This window comes from Brevibacterium sp. VCM10 (genome assembly GCF_000583215.1).
GTDB classification, from domain to species: Bacteria; Actinomycetota; Actinomycetes; order Actinomycetales; family Brevibacteriaceae; genus Brevibacterium; species Brevibacterium linens.
Map to the genome: position 1 here is coordinate 1 of NZ_JAJB01000046.1, position 17,946 is coordinate 17,946.

14 protein-coding genes are annotated in these 17,946 nt (G+C 66.1%); 9 read left to right on the forward strand and 5 right to left on the reverse strand.

Annotated features, from left to right (window positions below; translation table 11 throughout):
* Positions 1-162: 162 nt before the first annotated feature.
* Positions 163-909, forward strand: coding sequence for a 4-hydroxy-tetrahydrodipicolinate reductase (gene dapB, locus AD89_RS0113400; RefSeq protein ID WP_025779699.1), 747 nt, complete (start codon positions 163-165; stop codon positions 907-909).
* Complete coding sequence (locus AD89_RS0113405) at positions 909-1,367, forward strand: tetratricopeptide repeat protein (protein WP_025779701.1); 459 nt, start codon at positions 909-911, stop codon at positions 1,365-1,367. The genes dapB and AD89_RS0113405 overlap by 1 nt, the downstream gene beginning before the upstream one ends.
* Here the strand turns inward: AD89_RS0113405 and AD89_RS0113410 are convergent.
* Positions 1,330-2,610, reverse strand: coding sequence for a heparan-alpha-glucosaminide N-acetyltransferase domain-containing protein (locus AD89_RS0113410; RefSeq protein ID WP_025779703.1), 1,281 nt, complete (start codon positions 2,608-2,610; stop codon positions 1,330-1,332). The genes AD89_RS0113405 and AD89_RS0113410 overlap by 38 nt on opposite strands.
* A gap of 68 nt (positions 2,611-2,678) precedes the next feature.
* Here AD89_RS0113410 and ypfJ point away from each other — a divergent pair, with 68 nt between their 5' ends.
* The 3 genes from ypfJ (at position 2,679) to AD89_RS0113425 (ending at position 6,350) form a co-directional block, all read left to right on the forward strand.
* Positions 2,679-3,557 carry a KPN_02809 family neutral zinc metallopeptidase gene (ypfJ, locus tag AD89_RS0113415; RefSeq protein WP_025779705.1) on the forward strand — a complete coding sequence of 293 codons (879 nt, stop codon included), beginning with the start codon at positions 2,679-2,681 and terminating at the stop codon, positions 3,555-3,557.
* A gap of 157 nt (positions 3,558-3,714) precedes the next feature.
* A complete protein-coding gene (locus AD89_RS0113420) occupies positions 3,715-5,730 on the forward strand; it encodes an oxidoreductase (RefSeq protein WP_035320870.1) in 2,016 nt (671 codons plus the stop codon).
* Positions 5,727-6,350 (forward strand): TetR/AcrR family transcriptional regulator, encoded by a 624-nt coding sequence (locus AD89_RS0113425; protein ID WP_025779709.1) that lies wholly within the window; start codon positions 5,727-5,729, stop codon positions 6,348-6,350. The genes AD89_RS0113420 and AD89_RS0113425 overlap by 4 nt, the downstream gene beginning before the upstream one ends.
* A gap of 37 nt (positions 6,351-6,387) precedes the next feature.
* On the opposite strand, the gene AD89_RS0113430 is transcribed toward AD89_RS0113425, so the two are convergent.
* The gene (locus tag AD89_RS0113430; RefSeq protein WP_025779711.1) at positions 6,388-7,701 is read right to left on the reverse strand and encodes an ATP-binding protein; all 1,314 of its coding nucleotides are present in this window, start codon (positions 7,699-7,701) and stop codon (positions 6,388-6,390) included.
* A 175-nt stretch (positions 7,702-7,876) separates the two neighbouring features.
* Between AD89_RS0113430 and dapA the strand changes: the two genes are divergently transcribed.
* Both dapA and AD89_RS0113440 read left to right on the forward strand, forming a co-directional pair.
* Positions 7,877-8,800: a 4-hydroxy-tetrahydrodipicolinate synthase gene (gene dapA, locus AD89_RS0113435; RefSeq protein ID WP_025779713.1), complete on the forward strand. Its 924-nt coding sequence runs from the start codon at positions 7,877-7,879 to the stop codon at positions 8,798-8,800.
* 34 nt (positions 8,801-8,834) lie between these two features.
* The gene (locus AD89_RS0113440; protein ID WP_051505267.1) at positions 8,835-10,481 is read left to right on the forward strand and encodes a ribonuclease J; all 1,647 of its coding nucleotides are present in this window, start codon (positions 8,835-8,837) and stop codon (positions 10,479-10,481) included.
* Between the two features lie 275 nt (positions 10,482-10,756).
* Here AD89_RS0113440 and AD89_RS0113445 read toward each other — a convergent pair whose 3' ends face one another.
* Positions 10,757-12,628, reverse strand: coding sequence for an L-lactate permease (locus AD89_RS0113445; RefSeq protein ID WP_025779716.1), 1,872 nt, complete (start codon positions 12,626-12,628; stop codon positions 10,757-10,759).
* Positions 12,629-12,909: 281 nt separating this feature from the next.
* Between AD89_RS0113445 and aceB the strand changes: the two genes are divergently transcribed.
* Both aceB and AD89_RS0113455 read left to right on the forward strand, forming a co-directional pair.
* Positions 12,910-14,514, forward strand: coding sequence for a malate synthase A (gene aceB / locus AD89_RS0113450; RefSeq protein ID WP_025779718.1), 1,605 nt, complete (start codon positions 12,910-12,912; stop codon positions 14,512-14,514).
* 190 nt (positions 14,515-14,704) lie between these two features.
* On the forward strand, positions 14,705-15,859 hold the full coding sequence (locus AD89_RS0113455) for an FAD-binding oxidoreductase (protein WP_025779720.1): 1,155 nt from the start codon (positions 14,705-14,707) through the stop codon (positions 15,857-15,859).
* A gap of 60 nt (positions 15,860-15,919) precedes the next feature.
* Here the strand turns inward: AD89_RS0113455 and AD89_RS0113460 are convergent, their stop codons facing one another.
* Both AD89_RS0113460 and AD89_RS0113465 read right to left on the reverse strand, forming a co-directional pair.
* A complete protein-coding gene (locus AD89_RS0113460) occupies positions 15,920-16,381 on the reverse strand; it encodes a universal stress protein (protein WP_025779722.1) in 462 nt (153 codons plus the stop codon).
* 13 nt (positions 16,382-16,394) lie between these two features.
* On the reverse strand, positions 16,395-17,897 hold the full coding sequence (locus tag AD89_RS0113465; protein ID WP_025779725.1) for a CitMHS family transporter: 1,503 nt from the start codon (positions 17,895-17,897) through the stop codon (positions 16,395-16,397).
* Between the last annotated feature and the right edge of the window lie 49 nt (positions 17,898-17,946).

Consider the following 17,946-nt stretch of genomic DNA (forward strand, 5'->3'; position numbering starts at 1 on the left):
CTGCGCCGCCGTCAGGTAGCAATTGGGAGTGTTCGGATGGTCACTGGATGTGAAGAGAACTGCCGAGGGTCGCTAGACTGGCTGGCGGAGATCGTTCCGGTCGTCTCGCCTCGTCCCGACCGGCACACCTCGCAAGGATCATCGCACAAGGAGTCACAGCATATGAGCATTCGCGTAGCCGTCATCGGAGCCAAGGGCCGGATGGGATCCCACGCCGTCGATGCGATCAATGACGCCGAAGGACTCGAACTCGTCGCAGCCCTGGGCAGCAGCGACTCGCTGGAGACCCTGCTGGAGCAGAACATCGACGTTGCCGTCGAACTCACCGTGCCCAAATCCACCGAGGACAATGTCCGCTTCCTCGTCGAGAACGGCATCGACACCGTCGTCGGCACCACCGGTTGGGACAACGACCGTTTGGCCCGGCTCGAGGACACGCTGAAGGACCATCCGCAGACCGCGGTGCTCATCGCCCCGAACTTCTCGATCGGTGCCGTCCTGGCCATGCGCTTCGCCGAACTCGCGGCACCCTACTTCGACTCGGCCGAAGTCGTCGAGATCCACCACACCCGCAAACTCGACGCCCCGTCCGGCACGGCGAACCACACGGCCCAGCGCATCGCCGCAGCCCGCAACGCCGCCGGACTGCCGGCCGTTCCCGACTCCACCGAATCCGACCCGCAGGGAGCCCGCGGCGCCGTCATCGACGGAATCCACGTCCACGCCATCCGCCAGCAGGGCATGAACGCCCACGAAGAGATCCTCTTCGGCTCCGACGGCGAAGCACTGACCATCCGCACGGACTCACACTCCACCTCGGCGTTCATGCCCGGCATCGTCACCGCCGTGCGGTCCATCGCCGATTACACCGGGCTCATCCACGGCCTCGAGAACATGCTCGACCTCTGATGTCGAAGGCCAAGATCGGGGCGATCATCGTCTCCGTCGTCCTCGTTTTCTACTTCGTCCTCATGGGTCAGCGGGCGTGGATCCTCGTGCGCGAACCCGCGATGATCCCCACGATCATGGGCATCGCCCTGTTCGTTCTGCCCGTCATCGGCGCCTGGACGCTCATCGTCGAACTCGTCTTCGGTGCCCGTACGGAGAAGCTCGCGCGCATCCTCGGCGAGGAAGGCGGACTGCCCGTCGACGACCTGCCCAGGACACCGGGCGGGAAGATCATCCGCGAGGCCGCCGACAAGGAATTCGTGAAGTACCAGGCCGAAGCCGAGGCAGCCCCCGACGACTGGCGGTCCTGGTTCCGGCTCTCGTGCGCCTACGACGCCAGCGGCGACCGCAAACGGGCCCGCGCCACGATGCGCAAGTCGATCAGTCTCTTCCGGGGCGGTCAGAAGCAGGGCGCTTAGGTCCCGGCGACGCCGCCCGGATGACCGCGGCGATTCCGCCTTCCAACGGGCCGCGGGCGCTGACAAATGCTTTCCACACCAGCGGCAGCAGCACGAATGTGAGTGCGTGGATGACGAATTCGAGGGTCTGCTCGCCCGTCGTCGCGGCCTCCTCCAGCGGATTGCCGACGATCTGCGACCGCGTGATCTCCAACAGCACCACGTGCGCCGAATACACGCTCAGCGGCATCGATCCCGGTGCCGACAGCGGTGCAAGCACCCACGAGCGGCGACCCAACAGCAGCGCCGCAGCCTGGCAGGCGGCGATCGTCATCAACGCGGTGCCGCCCGTGGAGAGCAGATCGAACGGCGTGCCCGAATGCGGACCGGCGATCGCCAACCACCACCACGACGTCGCCGGAGTCACCCCATAGCTGCCGGTGAACAGGGCCGCCGTGAGGTCCGTGCCCCACATCTGCGACACCTCCACGAGCGCGGCATCTCCGCCGAAGACATTGAGCAGAATCCACGAGGCACCGCGACCGGCGACGAAGAGTCCGAGTCCGGCCGTGAACAGCGCGCGCAGGTGCCGGCCGATGTCGAGCTTCGCCACGGCCATGCCGAGCAGAATGTATGACAGCCACTGCAGCACCGGGTAATAGCCGGTGAGGAACAGGTCGGTGAGCATCGTCCCCGGCGTTGCCAGGTCGAAGAAGCCCATCGGCAGGTAGCTCGGTTCGAGGAGGAATGTCGAACGCACCCACATCGACACGATCGGGGAGACGACCACCCAGACTCCGGCGATCGCGAACAGCGCACCGGCCCGCAGACGCAGGAAGAACAGCGCAAGTGCGAACATGATCCCGTAGTTGACGAGGATGACCGCCAAGAGGCTCGAGATCGACCCGAGGCACAGCCCGATGAGGACGATGGCCGCCGCCCTGATGAGCACGCTCGGCGCCGCATCGCGCAAGCGGCCCGATTCCGCCATCCTTGACCGGGTCGAGAGCACCAGAGAGCAGCCGGCGAGGACGGCGAACAGCGCCGAGGCGCGCCCGGCGAAGATGGCTGCCCAGGTCGGCATCCCCGTCTCGTCGCCGAGCGCGAAGATGTGCGTGACCATCATCGCCAAGAGAGCGATCCCGCGGGCGACATCGAGTCCGATGAGGCGACCGTCGGGGCTGAGCCGACGGGCAACCCTCGCCGAGGTGGCCGTGGAGTCTGCGTCGTGCGCTCGGTGAGGTTCCGCCGGGTGAGAGCTCATGGAACGATTCTCACACGACTTCACATCTGCTCGCCTGCCCTTGTCCGCTCCCGGGGTATCTTTATGCCATGACCTTCAACCCGAACGCCGATATCAGCGGCAACAGGACGAGCAGACGCGGTCGCAACACCGCGATCGTCGGGGGCGGCGGCGTGGGCATCGTCGGCCTGCTCGTCTTCCTCATCGGACCGCTGCTCGGCGTTGATGTCACCGGGCTGATGGGTGGCATCACCCCGGACGACGGCGGGCAGAGCCAGTCGAGCGGGACGAGCATGTCCCAATGCGATACGGGTGAGGACGCGAATACGAACATCGACTGCCGAATGGCCGGAGCGCAGGTCGTCCTCGACGACTACTGGGCCCAGCAAGTGGACGGCTACGAACCGCCGGCGATGACACTGGTCGACGGTCAGACCTCGACGGCCTGCGGAACCGCTTCGAACCAGGTCGGGCCGTTCTACTGTCCGGCCGATCAGGGCGTCTACATCGATCCGAGCTTCTTCGACATATTGCGTCAGCAGTTCGGTGCCTCGGCCGATGAGCTCGCCCAGCTCTACATCGTCGGTCACGAATGGGGCCACCACACCCAGAACATCACCGGCGTGATGAGCGAGCACCCGAACAACGGCACCGGACCTGAGAGCAACGGCGTGCGCACCGAACTCCAAGCCGACTGCTACGCCGGTGCCTGGCTCGGCAAGATCACCACACTCACCGACGACAACGGCACTGCGTACCTCGAAGAGCCCACGAAGGAACAGCTCGACGATGCCCTCAATGCGGCCTTCGTCGTCGGCGACGATCACATCCAAGAGCAGTCCGGTTTCGTCAATCCGGAATCGTTCACCCACGGGTCGAGCGAACAACGCCAGAACTGGTTCACCACCGGCTACAACGAGGGTCTGAACAGCTGCGACACCTTCGCGGTCTCCGGCAGCGAGCTCTGACTGACCACTCGGTTTAGAGACCAAGGCCCGCCCTATCGGAGATCGGGTCCATGGATGCAGCCCTTGCCGCCGTTCGTCATACGGTGATATGAATAACTGAGGCAGCCCCATCGAGGGTCGGCCACACAGTCCCACCCGCGAGTGATCAAGGACGATCATGTCTCAGCTGTTCCCGCACCTCTTCGCCCCCATCACCATCGGCTCGACGACGATCCGCAACCGCATCGTCTCCTCCGGCCATGACACCGTCCTCGACGATCACGGCCACATCGGCGACGACCTCGTCGCCTACCATGAGGCCCGTGCGAAGGGCGGAGCCGGACTCATCGTCCTCCAGGTCTCCGGCGTCCACGAAACCGCCCGCTACACCAGCCACGTGCTCATGGCCACCGACGAATCCTCCGTCCCCGGATACCGGGCCGTCGCCGAGGCGGTCCACCGTCACGGGGCCACGATCGTCGCCCAGCTCTTCCACCCCGGCCGCGAAGTCATGGACGGCGAGCGCGGAATGGCACCCCGGGCCAAGGCCCCGAGCGATGAACCGCAGGAACGCTTCAAGGTCGTCCCCGAAGCGCTGACCACCGCTGAGGTCAGAGACATCATCGCCGGCTACGGGCATGCAGCGAAGTGCATCGTCGAATCCGGAATCGACGGCGTCGAGATCGTCGCCAGCCACGGCTACCTGCCCATCCAGTTCTTCAACCCCGCCGTCAACACCCGCACCGACGAGTACGGCGGCAGCCCGGAGAACCGCCGCCGGTTCCTCGCCGAGGTGGCCCAGACCGTCCGCGCCGCCGTCGGACCCGATGTCGTCGTCGGCGTGCGGGTCTCCGGTGAGGAGAAGACCGAGGACGGGCTCGTCGCCGCTGAGATCCTCGACCTCATCGACCACCTCGACTCCCTGACCGCCGACGCCGACGACACCGACGGCGTCGACTGCCTCGACTACTTCTCCATCACCGCCGGCGATTCCTCCACCCTGCAGGGTGCCGTCCACATCGTTCCCTCGATGCAGATCGACCCCGGATACGCGACGAACCTGTCCGAGCAGGTCAAGAAGATCACCGACAAGACCGTCATGGTCGCCGGCCGCATCAACCAACCCCACGAAGCCGAAACCGCGATCGCCGAAGGCCGCACCGACATGGCGATCATGACTCGTGCGATGATCTGCGACCCGGAGATCGCGAACAAATCTGCAGCCGATAACGTCGACGAGATCCGCGCCTGCATCGGCTGCAACCAAGCCTGCATCGGCCACTTCCAACAGGGTGTGCCGATCTCGTGCATCCAATACCCCGAATCCGGTCGGGAACTGACCTTCCTGCCCCGACCGACGGTGCGCACCAGACGCAAGGTCCTCGTCATCGGCGGGGGACCGGCCGGGCTCAAGGCCGCAGCGGTCGCCGCCGAACAGGGCGACGACGTCGTTCTGTGCGAGAAGGAGCCCCACCTCGGCGGGGCGGTTCTATTGGCGCAGGAACTGCCGTACCGGTCCGAATTCGGGGGAGCGGCGACGAACCTGACCGCCGAGGCGGCCCGCGCCGGCGTTGACATCCGCACCTCCGCACCGGCCACCCAGAACCTCATCACCGAGGTGGCCCCCGACCATGTCATCATCGCCACCGGTGCCGAACAGCGCATGCCCGCCCTCGAGATCGCCGACGACGCGTTCGTCATCGGCGCCCGCGACTATCTGCGGAAGTCCCCGGACCTGCCGGTCGGGCGCGTGCTCGTCACAGACTGGAAGGGCGACTGGATCGGACTCGGCATCGCCCTGCGCCTGGCCGAAGCCGGACGCCAGGTGACTCTGGCGACCGCGGCGAACTTCGCCGGTGCCGCGATCCAGCAGTACACCCGCACCCTGCTCGTGTCCCAAGCACTGCGGACCGGCCGGGTGCAATTCGTCAACGACGCCCGCCTCGTCGGCGTCGATACCGACACCGGGTACCTGCAATCCACACTCTGCGAGGTCGTCCACGAGGTCGACGGCGTCGCCGCGACGATCGTGTCGGCGGCACCGCGATCGGTGCCGGTCGACCTCGACGTCGGGGCCGCCTCGGTGACGGTGATCGGCGACGCCCTGGCCCCGCGCACGGTCGAGGAGGCCGTGTACGAAGGTCTGACCGCGGCGACCGATCTGGCCGAACGACGAGAATCGGTCACGGCATGAGCCCGCGCCCGGCTCAGCCGCCCGAGCAGGCCGAGGCGAAGAAGTTCGCGATCATCCAGTCGACCCTCGACGCCATCGTCGCCAAAGGTCCCGCCGCGGTCCGACTCGGGGACGTGGCGAAAGCAGTCGGCATGTCCATCGGCACCGTGCAGTACTACTTCGAGTCCCGGGACGACCTGCTCGCCCAGGCGTTCTCCTTCCATACCGCGACGGTGCTGCTGCACCTCGAAGAGATGGCGAAGCCGGGCGATGACCCGCGCGGTCGGATGGCTCGCTATCGCCTGCACGATGCGTTCGCTGCCGTCCATGGGGTGGGCATGCACGAGCAGCGGTCGCGGATCTGGCTCGAACTCGTCACCGCCGCGCGCACGGACGAAGGCCTGCAGAACTGTGTCGATGCCGTGTTCGCCGGATGGCGGAGACTGTTCCGGACGATCGTCGACGATGGGCTGAAGAGGCACGAATTCGAGCTCTTCCAGCTCTCCGCCGCCGAGGTGGTCGACACGTTCGTCGCCATCATCGACGGTTTCGACCTGGCCACCGTCGCCGGTCACGGTCCCGATCCGTCCACGATGACGCGGATCCTCATCGAGACCGCGGACCGCCTGCTCGAAGGGTAGGGGGCACCGTACCCGAGCGACGGATACTGCGACCGGCTCACAGCCTGGCGATCGTCTCCACGTCTTCGCCGAACTCCCGGGCTGTCTCCTCGGACACCGTCGCTCGCGTCGCCCGCAGAGCCTCGAGGTAGTCATCGGTGGAGAGCACATCCGACCGAGAGGAGATATCGACGTGCTGCTGTCGCAGCGACGACGCCAGAGCTTCCTGCGAAGCACGCCGGGCCGCATACTCGATATCGGCCGGGGTCAGACCGTCACTGGCATTGACGAGCACGTCGAGATCGACACCGGCGATCGTGTGCTCGGGAATGTAGCGCGACCAGATCGCCTCCCTGGCGGTGGCATCCGGCAAACCGATGGGGATGACGTAGTCGAAGCGCCCGTGCCGCAGGAACGCCGCATCGAGGGCGCGGACGAAGTTCGTCGCACAGATGAGCAGCCGGCCCTCCCGATCTCGAAACTGACCGACCTGCTTGAGCAGCTCATTCGTCACACCCTGCGTCGGCGACGGCGGCTCACCCCCGCGCTTCGACGCGATCTCCTCGACCTCATCGATGAACACGACAGCATGCTCGAGCTCGTTGATCTGCTCGAACGTCGTGCGCAGACCCGCCGCCACACCACCGGGCTCGCCGGACAGACGCGACGGGAACACCTCGACGAACGGCCAATCCAACCGCGATGCCACCGCCTTCGCAAATGTCGTCTTCCCCGTCCCCGGCGGACCGAAGAGCATCACCGCCCGAGGCGGCACCACCCCGAAATGATCGGCAAGATCCGGTTCGGCCAAGGGCACGACGAGGCGGTCCTCGAGCATGTCCTTCTCCTCCTGCATCCCGCTGACCCCATCCCAGAGGTGGCGCGGCAGGATCCGTCCGCCCACCGTTTTGAGCCGGTCGAGTTCACGACGTTGGACGGGCAGGTGCCGTTCGACGTACTTCAGCCCGGACCGGGTCTCGAACCCGTTGGCCACCAGACCATCGCAGGCCGACGTCCCTGCGGGAATGAGCATCGACAGCTTCCCCAAGCCCAGCGGCATGAGACGGCGTTCGAGCGCATCGAGCAGCCCCGCCTCGGCGCGGGTGCCCTGCTCCGGATCGGCACGGACCGCCTCGAGGACATGGAAGAACACGAGAACCCCCTGCCCGTGGGCGGCGCGACCGACGGCGGCACCGACGATCTCCTCATCACGGACGGCCACGACGGCCTGATTGCGCTGGCAGGCGGCCAGCACCTCGGAGAGCGGATAGAGCGGAGGAGCGGCCGCGGATTCCGGGACGGCGGCTTCGAAGAGACGGATGATTCCGTCGAGGTCATCATCATGGAAATCGCGGACGCGGGTGCGGGTCATCGAAAACTCCTGAGTTTCGGTGGCAGGCAGGGCACAAGCGTAGACGATCGGACGGACACGGGTGTGATCTGTCTCTCACTGTGACTGCATGAGCGCCGCATCCGAGGCGAACGACACCCGCAACGCGGGTGGACCACTGCACTGATGAGACGACGTGGGCGGTATCCTTGGGTCTATGGCGATTCTCGGTGATCAGGCAGCAGCGACTGCCATTGACGCGTTCGGATCCGTCGGCACTGCAATGGTGACTCCATTCAAGCGCGACGGCAGCATCGACTATGCGTCTGTGGAGAAGGTGGCGAACCACCTCGTCGAGCTCGGCAACGACATGCTCGTCGTCTCCGGCACCACCGGCGAATCACCGACGACGACCGACGACGAGAAGGTCGAACTCATCCGCGTCGTCCGCGGAGTCATCGGCAAGCGGGCCAAGATCGTCGCCGGCACCGGCAACAACGTCACCGCACACACCATCGATCTCTCCCGCCGCTCGGCCGATGCCGGAGCCGACGGGATCCTGCTCGTCACCCCGTACTATTCGAAGCCGACCCAGCCGGCGATCGAAGCCCATATGCGCGCGGCCGCCGACTCCACCGACCTGCCGGTCATGCTCTATGACATCCCCGGCCGCGCCGGTGCCCCGATCATCACGGACACCCTGCTGCGACTCTCGGACCACCCGAACATCCTCGCGGTCAAGGACGCCAAGGGCGACCTCTTCGCCTCCTCGTTCGTCATGAACAACTCCTCGCTCGTGTACTACTCCGGCGAGGACGCCCTCAACCTGCCGCTGCTGTCCCTCGGTGCACTCGGACTCGTGTCCGTGGCCGGACACGTCTGCTCGGACCGGTTCGCCGCCATGGTCTCCGCAGTGGCGAACAACGACCTTCACACCGCACGCACCCTCTCCCGCGACACCGCGGACGTGGTGGATGCGCTCATGAACCACATGCCGGGAGTGATCTCGGCGAAGGCCGCTCTGCAGGCCCAAGGAATACTCGACAACCGCGATGTGCGTATGCCGCTGCTCCCAGCTGATGAGGATCAGATGGCGTTCGTCGCCGCCCAATTGACCAGGAGTGGTTACCTCAGTGAATAATGCATTGACCCAAGAACTGTCCCTCCCGCCGAAGATGGACAGAGAAGCCGTCCGCATCGTCGCGCTCGGCGGACTCGGCGAAGTCGGCCGCAACATGACCGTCTTCGAATACCACGGCAAACTCCTCATCGTCGACTGCGGTGTGCTCTTCCCCGAAGAGGACCAGCCCGGCGTCGACCTCATCCTCCCCGATTTCTCCTACCTCGACGACCGCCTCGATGACATCATCGGCCTCGTGCTCACCCACGGCCACGAAGACCACATCGGCGCCGTTCCCTACCTGCTGCGCCGCAAGGGCGACATCCCGATCCTCGGTTCGCAGCTGACGATCGCGCTCATCGAAGCCAAGCTCAAAGAGCACCGCATCAAGCCCATCACCCGTGTGGTGGCCGAAGACGATGTCGACCAGCTCGGTCCCTTCGACCTCGAGTTCGTCGCCGTCAACCACTCGATCCCCGACGCCCTGGCCGTGTTCATCCGCACCGGCGCCGGCAACATCCTGCACACCGGTGACTTCAAGATGGATCAGCTGCCGCTCGACGGCCGCATCACCGACCTGCGCGCCTTCGCCCGCCTCGGCGAAGAAGGCGTCGACCTGTTCATGACGGACTCGACGAACGCCGAGGTCCCCGGCTTCACCGCGCTGGAGAAGGACATCGGGCCCGTGCTCGAGAACCTCTTCGGCACCGCCGAGCGCCGCATCATCGTCGCCTCGTTCTCCTCCCACGTCCACCGCGTGCAGCAGGTGCTCAACGCCGCCACCGCCCACGGCCGCAAGGTGGCCCTCGTCGGCCGCTCCATGGTGCGCAACATGAAGATCGCCGAAGACCTCGGCTACCTCAACGTGCCGGCCGGAACGCTCATCGACATCAAGAAGGTCGACGACTACCCCGAGGACCAGATCGTCCTCATGTGCACCGGTTCCCAGGGCGAGCCGATGGCCGCCCTGTCGCGCATGGCCAACCGCAATCACCGCGTCGACGTCGGCGACGGCGACACCGTCATCCTCGCCTCCTCGCTCATCCCCGGCAACGAGAACTCCGTGTTCAAGGTCATCAACGGCCTGATGAAGCTCGGCGCTCGTGTCATCTCGAAGGCGGATGCGAAGATCCACGTGTCCGGCCACGCCTCCGGCGGCGAGCTGCTCTACTGCTACAACATCGTCAAACCCCGCGGCGTCATGCCCGTCCACGGCGAATGGCGTCACCTGCTGGCCAACGCCCGCCACGCCGAGGCGACCGGAGTCGACCCGAACAACATCGTCCTGGCCGATGACGGCTGGGTCGTCGACCTCAAGGACGGTCACGCCGAGGTCGTCGGCGCCGTCGACTGCAACTACGTCTTCGTCGACGGTTCGTCGGTCGGTGAGATCACCGAGGCGGACCTCAAGGACCGCTTGGTCCTGTCCGGCGAGGGGTTCGTGACGATCTTCATGGCCGTGAACTCGCAGACGAAGTCGCTCATCGCCGGACCCGAGATCCACGCCCGCGGTGTGGCCGAGTCCGATGACGTCTTCGACTCGATCATCCCGAAGGTGCAGAAGGCCGTCGAGGATGCCCTGCGTGACGGCACCACCGATCAGTACCAGCTCCAGCAGGTGGTGCGCCGCACCATCGGCCGCTGGGTGTCGTCGAAGCTGCGCCGCAAGCCGATGATCGTCCCCATGGTCGTCATCGTCTGAGACTGCGTCGGCGGTCGGCTCGACTGTCGGTCTGCTGCGCCGACGAACCCAAGAACGCCCGCAGGTGCCTGTCGGTCCTGCGTGCGTTGGCGCGTTCCGGACGAATCGCCTTCTGATCGGCACATCGCGTTTGAACCCCATGCCTGGATCAGAAGGCGATGACTCCTGTGCCAAAAGGCTATGACACCCGGTGCGAGGGACGATCCGCGCGGACGGCAGCGTCAGGTGCGAGGAACGATCCGCGCGGACGGCACAGTCAAGCGCGGGCGGCAACGTCAGGTGCGCGTGGTGGGCTCCGGATCGTCGTCGGCCGTGCCTTCGCTGCCGCCGGCCGCCGCCCCGACGCCGACCCCGGCAAGCGGCTTGCCCGGGGAGCGGCGGATCATCACCACGACCACGGCGAGGCCGATGATGATCGCGGTGAGGACGACGGTGCCCGCATTGAAGCCCAGACCGTTGAGGCCGATGAACGCCAGAGCGCCCGCGGTCAGCGAATAGACGAGCATCGGGATCGAGGTGCGACGAATGAGCTCGCCTTCCCGACCGATGAGGCCCACCGTCGCCGAGGCGGCCACGACGTTGTGGACGGCCACCATATTTCCAGCAGCGCCACCGACCGCCTGAGCCGCGACCACGGTCTCGGGGCTGGCCGCACCGATCGCGGTGCCGGTGGAGAACTGGAACTGCGAGAACATGACGTTCGAAACCGTGTTCGACCCTGCCACGAATGCACCCAGCGCACCGGCGAACGGGGCGAACAGCGGCCAGGCGTCGCCGACTGAGCTGGCGGCCGCCTCGGCGAGGGTGACCGGCATCGAATCCAGGCCGGCACCGTTGTAGTCGGCGCCGGAGTTGATGAACACGCGCACCAGCGGCAGGGAACACAGCAGAGCAACGGCAGCGCCGGCGATCTGCGAACCGGCGATCTGCCAGGAGCCTGCGATCTGCTTACTCGTCATCCGGTGGATGAAGTACGTCAGCCCGCAGGCGAGGACGAAGATCGCCCCCGGCGACCACAGCAGATCCATGTTCTGGCTGATCGGGGTGCCGAAGATGTTATCGATCTTGATCACGGCCGGACCGGTGAGGAACTCCTTGATCGCGGGCACATTGCGCGTGATGAGCAGCAGAGCGACGACGATGAGATAGGGCGACCAGGCGCGGGCCAGCGACATCTTCTTCGTCAGCTGCGCCTTCTCCTTGTTCGGGTCGACCGTGCCCATCCAGATCGCCGGCCACGTCTCACGCGGAGCGAAGTCCCAGGTCTTCTTCGGCATGAGGAAGCCCATCCGGGAGGTCGTCACGACGATGGCCAGACCGATGAGTCCGCCGAGCAGCGACGGGAACTCGGGTCCGAGCACATTGGCCACGATGAGGTAGGGCACGATCATCGCCACAGCCGCATAGATCGCGAACGGGGCGATGGCCAGACCGTCGGCGAAGCGCCGATTGGCACCGAAGAACCCGGTCATCATGCACGACAGCAGCAGCGGGATGAGAATGCCGCAGCAGGCGTGGATGAGCGCGACCTGAGCGGCGGTGTGAGCGACGAACTCGGCCTGGCCGAGGCCGAGCTGACCGGCGCGTTCGGCGACATCGGCCGACATCGAGCCGTCCTCCTGAGACAGGCCGGTACCGATGCCCACGACCATCGGGGTGCCCACGGCGCCGAAGCTCACCGGAGTCGACTGGATGATGAGACCGGCGAGGACCGCGGCGATCGCGGGAAAGCCGAGGGCCAGCAAGAGCGGGGCGACCACGGCCGCCGGAGTGCCGAAGCCGGCGGCACCCTCGATGAAGGAGCCGAAGAGCCAGGCGATGATGATGACCTGCACGCGCCGGTCCGGGGAGATCGCGATGAACCCGGAGCGGATCGTCTCGATCGCTCCGGACCGGGTGACCGTGGCCAGCAGCAGAAGCGCGCCGAAGACGATCCACAGCAGTCCGATCGCGACGAGGAGGCCCTGGACGACCGATGCGCCGATCGTCACCCACTCGATCTGCCAGGCGAAGTTCGCCACGAGCGCGGCAGCGATCAGTCCGATCGGCATGGCGTATTTCGCAGGCCACCGGAATCCGATGAGAAGGATTCCGGCCAAGAGAATGGGGGAGAGGGCCAAGAGAGCTGCAACAGCGAGGTTGTCCACTTTTCAGTCCGATCCGCGGCGTCGTTGCCGCCTCGGCGAGTCCACGAGAGATGTCCTTCTCATCCTCGCCGGCCCCTTGGGCGGTGTCAACGAACACACCGTCTCGAATGCAGGATAGGGTTTGACGAGACGTGCATCACCTCATATTCTTTCGTTGTGTGAACAAACATTTTCACAATGTGAAAGTTTCGCAGTCAAAACCCCGTTGACCAGCGAACAAATCGCATCACCAGATGTGGATAAGGATGCAGCACCGATGTGCTGACTAAGGAGAACCATCGATGACCGCTCATATCGAAAACCTGGACATCCCCGCCGGGATGGAGATCACCGGTGAGCTGCCGGACGGGGCTGAGAAGGTCCTCACGCCCAAGGCGCTTGAGCTCATCGTCGACCTGCACCGGAAGTTCAACGACGACCGTCTCGAGCGCCTCGAGGCTCGCAGGGAGCGCCAGGCCGAGATCGCCGCAGGCAAAGACCTCGACTTCCTCGAAGACACCGCTGAGATCCGCAACGACCCCTCCTGGCAGGTCGCACCCCCGGCACCCGGTCTCGAAGACCGCCGCGTCGAGGTCACCGGCCCCACGTACAAGAAGATGACGATCAACGCGCTCAACTCCGGCGCGAGGGTGTGGCTGGCCGACCAGGAGGACGCGAACACCCCGCAGTGGGACTCGGTCATCCAGGGCCAGATCAACCTGCTCGACTCGCTCAACCGCGAAATCGACTTCACCTCGCCTGAGGGCAAAGAATATAAGCTTGCCCCCGACGAGGAGCTGCCGACCATCGTCGTGCGCCCCCGCGGCTGGCACATGCCCGAGAAGCACATCCTCATCGACGGCGAGGAGACCTCCGGTTCGCTCGTCGACTTCGCGCTCTACTTCGCCACCGCCGGTCAGATCCAGATCGAGAAGGGCCGCGGCCCCTACTTCTACCTCGCGAAGATGGAGTCCCACCTCGAGGCCCGCCTGTGGAACCAGGTCTTCGAACACGCCGAGGATGTCTTCGGCCTGTCCCGCGGCACCATCCGCGCCACCGTGCTCATCGAGACCTACCCCGCAGCCTTCGAGATGGAAGAGATCCTCTACGAACTGCGCGAGCACTCGGCCGGCCTCAACGCCGGACGCTGGGACTACATCTTCTCCGTCATCAAGTACTACCGCTCCCGCGGCTCCGACTACCTGCTGCCGGACCGTTCGGACGTGACTATGACGGTGCCGTTCATGCGCGCCTACACCGAACTGCTCGTGCGGACCTGCCACAAGCGCGGGGCACACGCCATCGGCGGAATGTCCGCTTTCGTCCCCTCGAAGGACGAAGCCGCGAACAGAGCCGCCTTCGACAAGGTGCGTGAAGACAAGTCGCGTGAGGCCTCCAAGGGCTTCGACGGCTCCTGGGTCGCTCACCCCGGAATGGTCGCACTCTGCAAGGAGGTCTTCACCGAGACCCTCGGCGACAAGCCCAACCAGATCGACAACAAGCGCGAAGACGTCAATGTCACCGCTGCCGATCTGCTCGACGTGAAGTCGACCCCGGGTGCGATGACCGAGGCGGGCCTGCGCACCAACGTGTCCGTCGGCATCCAGTACCTGCGCGCCTGGCTCGAAGGCAACGGCGCTGTCGCCATCAACGGACTCATGGAAGACGCCGCGACCGCCGAGATCTCCCGCTCCCAGGTGTGGCAGTGGCTCGACGCTGGTATCACCCTCGACTCCGGTGAGACGGTGACGAAGGAACTCGTCGAGCGCATCGTCGCCGAGGAGGTCGCCAAGCTGCCCGGTGACGACTCGGGTTGGAAGGACGCCACCGACACCTTCGTCTCGGTCGCTCTCGACCCCGAGTACGTCGACTTCCTCACTCTGCCGGCCTACGCCCGCATGCCGTGATCCGCAGGTCGTGATCGACTCCGGCCCTGCTGCGTGCCCCGATTCGGGCAAGCACGTCCACGGCCGGTGACGACACCGAACGCCCTCGAAATCTGTGCCCCGAGCACCGATTTCGAGGGCGTTCTTCGCTAAGCTCGACATACACACGCATGCAGCGCAGCGCCCGAGACAGCAGGAACGGAAGATGCGGATGAGCCTGACCACAGACGCACTGCCCCGACTGGCCGGTCCCAGGGGTATCGCCGAACTCTCCGAGCTCATGGCCCGCGCCCATGCCGAGAACCGCACCGTCGCAGTGTTCGGCGGCGGCACCGCCTTCGACGATCATCCGCCCGCGTCCACCCCGGGCCTGCTCATCGACCTGACATCCATCGCCGAGGTGGCCGACCAGTCCGGCGACACCATCCGGGCCGGAGCCGGAACCCGGATCAGCGCCCTGACCAGGTTCGCCGCCCAATCAGGACAGGAGATCCTCGCTGATCTTCCCCGCGACCGCATCGACGCCGGCGCCACTCTGGGCGGAATGATCTCCACCGCGGCCACCGGGCCCCGCAGTCTGCGCCGTCCCCGCCTGGCCGAGACCGTGGAATCCGTGACGGTAATCGCCGCCGACGGGACCATCGCCCGCACCGCTGGCGGCCTCCATCCGGATCTGGGCCGTCGCGCTCTGCCGCGCCTGGTCACCGGATCCTGGGGGACCCGGGCGATCATCGCCGAAGCCGAGATTCGTCTGACCGAGCGACCCGAAACGCAGGGTTTCGTGTGGATTCCCGGCACCGAGGCGGCCTGCGACCTTCTGACCGCCCGTCGCGTTCCCGACGCGGTCGTCATCGAACGCCCACCCGGTTCGCCGGCGGCAACCGTGGTGCAGTTCGAAGGCGACAACGACGACGTCGTCGGCGAAATCGACCACCTCGCAGACCGGATTCCCGGCGCGACTCCGTGCGCGGAACCGGAATGGTGGGGTCGCAGAGCGCGCCTGGCCGCGACCATCGAGCTGTCGGCGGCACCGAGCTTCATTCCGACCCTCATCGATGCCGTGACCCGCTTGGAGACGACGATCGGCTATCCGCTGCAGCTGCGCGGCAGTGCGACCGGCGTGTTCGAGCTGGGCATCGGCGCTCCGGAATCCGAACCGGGGGTGGCCACACGTGTGGCCCTCGAGCATCTGCGCAGCTTCGGTCTGCACTGCATCGCCGCCCGGCTGATCCACGCCCCCGCGCCGGTCTGGGACGAGGTCGACGCGTGGGGTCCGCAGCCGGGCCGGCAGGGTCTGGTAGAGCTCAAGTCGCTCGTCGATCCGCGCGGAATCCTTGCCCCGGGCCGCGGAATCGCCGGGGTCTAGCATCACGCGACCGCTGCCGCGCGACCGACTTCAGGCACCGACGTGGCCTGAACCGGACTGCTACTTGACCAACAGCACCGGGCACTCGGCTTCGAGGATCACCTGCTGTGCGCTTGAGCCGAGCAGCAGCTTGACCACCGGCGAACGTCGCTTCGTGCTCATGACGATCAGCGCCGCACCATGGTCGGCGGCGAGACCGAGGATCTGCTCGGCCGCGTCGGGACCGGCACGGTGGACGGCGTAGTCGAGCTTCGCCTCGGCGAGGGCGGCACCCAACTTGGTGCACTCGGCCAGGGGAGAGGTCGACGGCGCGGTCGTCGTATCCGTGCCGAACACGACGGCCTGCACCGCTGCGTTCTCACGGCGGGCCGCGGCGATCGCCTGTTCGAGCACTTCGTCCGAGGAATCGGGGCGCAGCGCCAGGACCACGGTGCGCGAGGCCGAGCCGATGTCCGGTGACGCGGTGACCTGCCGAGACGGAACGGGGAAGCGGGGCTGTGAGGTCGAGTAGAGATCAGTCATCTGGGGCCTCCGCTCAGCCGATTCCGATGACGCCGACGGCCACACCGACTGCGAGCATGACGAGGGCGACGATGAGCGCCCGCCACAGCACCTTTTTGTGGTGATCGCCGAGCTCGACGCCGGACAGGGACACGAGCAGCAGGATCGCGGGCACCAGCGGTGACTGCATGTGCACGGGCTGGCCGGTGATCGAGGCGCGGGCCATGTCGGCTGCGGAGATGCCGAAGTGGGAGGCGGTCTCGGCGAGCACGGGCAGGATGCCGAAGTAGAAGGCATCATTGCTCATGAAGAACGTCATCGGGATCGACAGCAGGCCGGTGATGACGGCCATGTAGGGGGCCATTGCGTTCGGGATGACGTCGACGAGCCATGCGGCCATCGCGTCGACCATTCCGGTGCCGGACATGATTCCGGTGAGCACGCCTGCGGCCATGACCATGGCGACGACGGAGATGATCGCGGTCGCGTGGGAAGCGAGCTCCTCCTGCTGGTCCTTCATCTTCGGGAAGTTGACGATGAGTGCGATGACGGTGCCGATCATGAACAGGTACGGCAGCGGCAGGATGTCGATGATGAGCAGGACCATCACGGCCACGGTCAGGGCCAGGTTGAACCAGAACAGCTGCGGCCGCAGGGTTGCGCGGTTGGGATCGAGTGCGGTGTTCGTCAGGCCCGAACCAGTTCCGGCGGATCCGTCTGCGTCGCTTCCGGAGGCGGGTCCTGCCTCGGTGGTGTCATCGTTCGCCGAGGCGGTCGACCCGAATCCGTATCCGTGTCCACCCGTGGTCGCACCGTTCCCGCCGCCCGCGGACGAACCCGCGGTCGTGCTGGCTCCGGCCACGGCGCCGACGAGGTCCCTGCGACGGTTCGATCCGCGGTCGGAGGCCCAGGCGACGCCGTTCTTGGCCAGGCGGCGGCGTTCGGAGATGCCGAGCACATAGGCGAAGACGAAGCACACGAGCAGGCCCGCCACCAGGGAGGGCACCATGGGAACGAAGATCTCGTTCGCGTCGATCTGCAGCGCCGAGGAGGCTCGGGCCGTCGGTCCGCCCCATGGGACGATGTTGAGAGTGCCGTTGATGAGACCGGCCACGCAGGTGAGCACCACCGGCGACATCTCGAGGCGTTGGTAGATCGGCAGCATGGCCGCGGTGACGACGATGAACGTCGTCGATCCGTCGCCGTCGAGGGACACCGCACCGGTGAGCAGCGCGGTGCCGAGGACGACCTTGACGGGGTCGTTGTCGGCGACCTTGAGGATGAACTCGACGAGCTTGTCGAAGAGGCCGACGTCGATCATGATGCCGAAGTAGATGATGGCGAAGAGCAGCAGGGCTGCCGTTGACGACATCGAGGCGATCGCGTCCATGACCATCTCCCCGATGCCCAGACCTGCTCCGGCGAAGAGGCCGAAGATCGTGGGCACGAGGATGAGCGCGAGGATCGGCGAGAGGCGTTTGGTCATGATCAGCGTCATGAAGACGGCGATCATGGCGAAACCGAGAATGACAAGCACGAGCTTCTCCTTCGAAGGCGAATGTGAGGCTCGAAACACCGTAGGGCCC